Raw genomic sequence first — 4,784 nt, 5'->3', positions numbered from 1 at the left:
GCAGCCACGACATCGACCAAGGCCGGATTGGTCGGCCCCAGGTTGGAGCCGCTGGAGGCGGCGGCGTTATAGCCGTGGGGAGCGGTGGCCGAGGGCCGGCTCCAGAAATATTTTGGATCGCTGAAGGTTTGACCGATCAGTTCAGAGCCAACCAGTTGGCCTTGCGGGTTTTTGATCAAGCTGCCGTTGGCTTGCTCGCTGAATAACGCCTGAGCCAGCAGCGTCACCAGCGCCGGATAAGCCACTCCGGTAATCAGGGTCAGCAGGAACAACAGCATCGCCGCGGGCTTTAAGTAGGTAGACATGTTTGCTCCTTACACCAGATTCATTGCAACCAGGACTAAGTCGATGGCCTTGATGCCGATAAACGGCACGATCAAGCCGCCCACGCCATAGACCAGTATATTGTTTTGTAACAGTTTTTCCGCGCCGATAGGTTGGTACTTGATACCCTTCAACGCTAGTGGGATCAAGAATATGATGATCAAGGCGTTAAAAATGACCGCCGACAGAATCGCGCTGGCCGGCGTCGCCAGGCCCATTACGTTCAACACGTTCAAGGCCGGATAGGTGGTGGCGAAGGCCGCCGGGATGATCGCGAAATATTTGGCGACATCGTTGGCGATGCTAAAGGTGGTCAACGCGCCGCGGGTCATCAGCATTTGCTTACCGGTTTCGACGATCTCGATCAACTTAGTCGGGTTGGAATCCAGATCCACCATGTTGCCGGCTTCCTTGGCGGCCTGGGTGCCGCTGTTCATCGCCACCGCCACGTCGGCCTGCGCCAGCGCCGGGGCGTCGTTGGTGCCGTCGCCGGTCATTGCCACCAGGCGGCCGTCGGTTTGGTGTTGGCGGATCAGATTCAGTTTGGCTTCCGGGGTGGCTTCGGCCAAAAAATCATCGACGCCGGCTTCGGCGGCAATCGCGGCGGCGGTCAAGCGGTTGTCGCCGGTGATCATGATGGTTTTGATGCCCATCCGGCGCAGCTCGATGAAGCGCTCCTTGATGCCGCCCTTGACGATGTCTTTGAGTTCGATGACGCCCAGGGCTTTTTTCCCGTCCGCCACCACCAGCGGCGTGCTGCCCCGGCGGGCGACATCGTCGACCATTTTCTTCAGCTCTTGCGGCACCTTGCCGCCTTGTTCCTCAATGTGTTGCCGAATCGAGTCGGCCGCGCCCTTGCGGATTTGCCGGCAAGGCTCGCCGATTTTGCATTCGTCTCCCGGCAGATTCACGCCGCTCATTCGGGTCTGGGCGCTGAAATGCACGAAGGTGGCGCCCAGCGAATGGATGTCGCGTTCGCGGATGCCGTATTTCTGCTTCGCCAATATTACGACGCTACGACCTTCCGGGGTTTCATCGGCCAGCGAGGCCAGTTGCGCGGCATCGGCCAACTGCTTGTCGGATACGCCCTTGACCGGGAAGAAGCCGGAGGCTTGGCGGTTACCGAGGGTGATGGTGCCGGTTTTATCTAACAGCAGCACATCGACGTCGCCGGCCGCTTCCACGGCCCGGCCGGAGGTGGCGATGACGTTTTTTTGCATCATCCGGCCGATGCCGGCCACGCCGATGGCCGACAGCAAACCGCCGATGGTGGTTGGGATCAGGCACACCAGCAAGGCGACCAGCACCGTGACGCTGATCGGCTTGCCGACGCCCGCGCTTTGCACGCTGTATAGCGAGAAGGGCAGCAGCGTCACGGTCGCCATCAGGAACACCAGCGTCAACGCCACCAATAAGATGGTTAGAGCAATCTCGTTGGGAGTTTTTTGGCGTTTGGCGCTTTCCACCATACCGATCATTCGGTCCAGAAAACTCTCGCCGGGATTGGTGCTGATACGCACCACCAGCCAGTCGGACAACACGCGGGTGCCGCCGGTGACCGAACTGAAATCGCCGCCGGATTCGCGGATCACCGGCGCGCTTTCGCCGGTGATGGCGCTTTCGTCCACCGAGGCCACGCCTTCGATCACGTCGCCATCGCCGGGCACGAAATCGCCGGCTTCGATCAGCACCACATCGCCCTTGCGCAGGCTGGAGCCTTCGACCTTGCTGTAGTCGCCGCCGTATTTAGGCTCATCCAGTTTCTTGGCGGCAATGTCGCGCTTGGCGCTGCGTAAAAAGGCGGCTTGGGCTTTGCTGCGGCCTTCCGCGACCGCTTCGGCGAAATTGGCGAACAGCACGGTAAACCACAGCCACAGCGTGATACTCAGGATAAAACCGGCGGATTCCTCGCTTTCGCCACCCAGCGCCCGCAACCACAATACGGTGGTCAACCAGCTGCCGAGGTAGACCACGAACATCACCGGGTTTTTCCATTGTTGCAACGGGGTCAGTTTGGCAAACGCATCGAATATTGCTTGCCGTAAGATTTGCGGGTCCAGTAAGGACGTTGAAGCGGGTTGGCTAGTCATGGGGTTACCTATCTCGAAATTATTGATGACCGATCATTTGTAACTGCTCGACGATAGGCCCCAGGGCCAAGGCCGGCACGAAGGTCAGCGCGCCGACCATCAACACGGTAATGATCAACAATAAGGCAAACAACGGTGTATGGGTGGGTAGGGTGCCGGGTCCGACCGGTATGGTCTTTTTCGCCGCCAGCGAACCGGCTATCGCCAATACCGGAATCATCAGCCAATAGCGGGAAAACAGCATTGCCAGTCCCAGCATCAGGTTGTAGAACGGCACGTTGGCCGACAAGCCGCCAAAGGCGCTGCCGTTGTTGTTGCCGGCCGAGGACCAGGCATACAGCACTTCGCTGAAGCCGTGGGCGCCGGGATTGAAGATGGAGGCCTTGCCGACATCCAGCATCAGCGATAGCGCGGTGCCGCCCAGAACCACCAAGGGCGGAATCAGGATGACGATGGCGGCCATTTTCATCTCGTAGGCTTCGATCTTTTTGCCTAAATATTCCGGGGTGCGGCCTATCATCAGGCCGGCGATGAACACCGCTACAATCGCAAACACGATCATGCCGTATAAACCGGAGCCGACGCCGCCGAAAATCACTTCGCCGAGTTGCATCAGCCACATCGGCACCATGCCGCCGATCGGCGTGTAGGAATCGTGCATCGAGTTGACCGAACCGTTGGACGCGGCGGTGGTAGCCACCGCCCACAGGCCGGAGTTGACGATGCCGAAGCGTGCTTCCTTGCCTTCCATGTTGCCGCCGGCTTGCAGCGTGGAAGCCGTTTGATCGACGCCCAACGCGGTTAAAGCCGGGTTGCCGTGTTGTTCGGCCGGTATCGTGACCAAGATCAACGCCACGAACACCAAAGTCATCGCGCCTAAAATGGCCCAGCCTTGGCGGGTGTCGCAGACCATTACGCCGAAGGTGTGGCACAGTGCGGCTGGGATCAGCAGTATGGCCAGCATTTCCAGGAAATTCGACAGCGGCGTTGGGTTTTCATAAGGATGCGCGGAGTTGACGTTAAAAAAACCGCCGCCGTTGGTACCCAATTGCTTGATGGCAATCTGCGAAGCGGCCGGCCCCATCGCCAGGGTTTGCGTTGGCGTGGACAGGGTTTCGGTCACCGGTTTGCCCGAGGCATCCACGATGGCTTTGCCGTCGGCGTCCAGTTTCGGCGCGGAATAACTGACTTCTGCCCGCAAATTAACGGTCTGGTAGGGCTTAAAGTTCTGCACCACGCCCTGGCCGACCAGGGCTAGCGCCAGTAAAAGCGACAAGGGTAAGAGGATGTAGAGGGTGCCGCGGGTCATGTCCACCCAAAAGTTGCCGATGCCGTTGCTATTGCGGCGGTTAAAACCGCGAATTAGCGCCACCAATACCGCCATGCCACTGGCGGCGGAAACAAAGTTTTGTACCGTCAAGCCCAGCATTTGGGTCAGATAAGTCATCGATGCTTCGCCGCTGTAACCCTGCCAATTGGTATTGGTGGCGAAACTGACGGCGGTATTGAACGCCGAGTCCGCACTCAGCGCGGGTAAGGCTTGCGGGTTCAGCGGCAATAGGTCCTGAAAACGTTGCAAACCGTAAACCACCAGCAAACCCAACAGGTTAAAGACTAGGGTTGCCAGCGCATACTGCGACCAACGCATCTCTTGGTCCGCTTGGACGCCGCCGAGGCGATAGAGCAGGCGCTCGATGCCGGCGAGCCAACGGTTCAATCCCACCGATTCGTCCTGATATACACGGGCCATGTAAGTACCCAGCGGTCTGGCTAGCGTCAGCAGCGCGATCAGATAAATGGCGACCTGTAACAAACCTTGACCATTCATCAGAATTTCTCCGGATAAAACAACGCCGCCACCAAATAAACGAATACGGCCAGCGTCAGGCCGCCGCTCAGTAAATAAATCCAGCTCATGATTGCCCCCTCAACGCTTCGCAAGCGCCGATCAAGATTGCGGTCGCGACAAAGAACGCCGTTGTAAATAGCAAATACACAATGTCCATCGATATGGCCTCTTGAAAAAAGTGAAAAAGCTTTGCATAAGCCCTTGCGCGTCAGGCGGTAAATGTACAGATCGATCGATAAAAAAATCATAAAAATATCCGCGCGAGATATAAAGGGAATATAAAAATCTTCAGTGCCGAATGCCGGCTACGGATTTTCAGTTCAAAGAGGCTAGTCCATTGACTGGCCATGAAAGGTTTTGGGCCCCGGAGAGTAAAAAAATGGACGTGGCAGCGGCTTGGGCCACGATTGACGGCGTATCAGCACCGGTATGTCTTACCGCGCCCATTGACTTTCACAGTAACGAGATGGATTTAATTCAAACAGCAATATTGTTGCGGATTAAAGCCAATTCTCCGTGCC

General features: G+C 57.5%; 4 protein-coding genes. All 4 read right to left on the bottom strand.

The window, feature by feature from the left end; translation table 11 throughout:
• A partial coding sequence (locus AC3B8H_RS18635) for a potassium-transporting ATPase subunit C (RefSeq protein ID WP_488443031.1) occupies positions 1 to 305 on the bottom strand: 305 nt, incomplete at its 3' end.
• A 9-nt stretch (positions 306 to 314) separates the two neighbouring features.
• Complete coding sequence (gene kdpB, locus AC3B8H_RS18630; protein WP_488443030.1) at positions 315 to 2,414, bottom strand: potassium-transporting ATPase subunit KdpB; 2,100 nt, start codon at positions 2,412 to 2,414, stop codon at positions 315 to 317.
• A gap of 19 nt (positions 2,415 to 2,433) precedes the next feature.
• Entirely contained in the window at positions 2,434 to 4,242 is a 1,809-nt protein-coding gene (gene kdpA / locus AC3B8H_RS18625) for a potassium-transporting ATPase subunit KdpA (RefSeq protein ID WP_488443029.1), read from the bottom strand.
• Positions 4,242 to 4,511, bottom strand: coding sequence for a potassium-transporting ATPase subunit F (locus tag AC3B8H_RS18620; RefSeq protein WP_488443028.1), 270 nt, complete (start codon positions 4,509 to 4,511; stop codon positions 4,242 to 4,244). The genes kdpA and AC3B8H_RS18620 overlap by 1 nt, the downstream gene beginning before the upstream one ends.
• Between the last annotated feature and the right edge of the window lie 273 nt (positions 4,512 to 4,784).

It is taken from the genome of Methylomonas sp. BG-2, from assembly GCF_057766305.1.
The sequence above is the reverse complement of the archived record's forward strand: the minus strand, read 5'-3'. Positions and strand labels throughout refer to the sequence as shown.

Excerpts from the sequence above, each read along its gene's own strand:
- kdpB (WP_488443030.1), bottom strand. The coding sequence starts at position 2,414 with ATGACTAGCCAACCCGCTTCAACGTCCTTACTGGACCCGCAAATCTTA.
- kdpA (WP_488443029.1), bottom strand. The coding sequence starts at position 4,242 with ATGAATGGTCAAGGTTTGTTACAGGTCGCCATTTATCTGATCGCGCTG.
- AC3B8H_RS18620 (WP_488443028.1), bottom strand. The coding sequence starts at position 4,511 with ATGATTTTTTTATCGATCGATCTGTACATTTACCGCCTGACGCGCAAG.